This is a genomic window from Candidatus Cardinium sp. cByotN1 (genome assembly GCF_022810525.1).
Classification (GTDB): domain Bacteria; phylum Bacteroidota; class Bacteroidia; order Cytophagales; family Amoebophilaceae; genus Cardinium.
On sequence record NZ_JAACGG010000179.1, the window covers coordinates 1 to 783 of the forward strand.

Consider the following 783-nt stretch of genomic DNA (forward strand, 5'->3'; position numbering starts at 1 on the left):
GCAGAACGGATCAAAAAGATTCGGTCTTAGAGGGGAAATTTAGGATAAAAATATATAGAAATTATGATCCAAAGGTCTGCCATCCATTTAGGCTGCGTAATAACGTGCAATTACGCCCCCATGATGGCTGTGGCTTTATTAAATCAGGCTTAGCAGCTAAGCTAGGGCTAGCTATAGGGAAAAAGGTAAGCCATAAGGATAAAAAATCTTTTTCTTATCTCCCCGCGCAAGCATTGCAGCATTATAGCCTAGAGGCTGGCGCTTCTACGAAAGCTTTACAGGAAGAGTTAGCACAAAACCTAGCTGAAGAAATAAAGGATTTAGATCAATTAGCTAAAGAAGCAGTGGGCAATAGGTTATTTCATTTACTGACTAGCGGTTGTGCTAAAGGCAAAAGTTTCATCGCCTTACCCTCTGCAGATGGTCAAGTGCACGGAACGGATCTAGTTGGTCCACTGTTGATAGGTAGAGCACCTTATGACCAACCCAACTTGTGCCTGATGGAACAGGTGGGCAAGGCAACAGATCCCCCTACTAAATTTTTAGAAGAGCAAGCCCATGTGATACAATATAGTTTGGTAGCCCAAGATACCAAAGATAGCCAACAACTAGCTGCTTGGGATCGCGCTCTTTGGTTTGTCAGAGGCTTATTAGTAGTCATACCTGATCAGGTATGGCCATCAGGTTTCCATCAGGTATATATCGTTCTTTCTCCAGCTGATATGAAAACCCATTCTAATTTGATATCTGCGCAAGAAAAGCAAGTATTTAAAGATAAGATCA

The 783-nt window shown here is 42.0% G+C and carries 1 protein-coding gene; it reads left to right on the plus strand.

Translation table 11 applies throughout. The features are described 5' to 3' along the window. Positions 1-783: hypothetical protein (locus MUW73_RS04310; protein WP_243575306.1), on the plus strand; the 783-nt coding region annotated here is incomplete at both ends.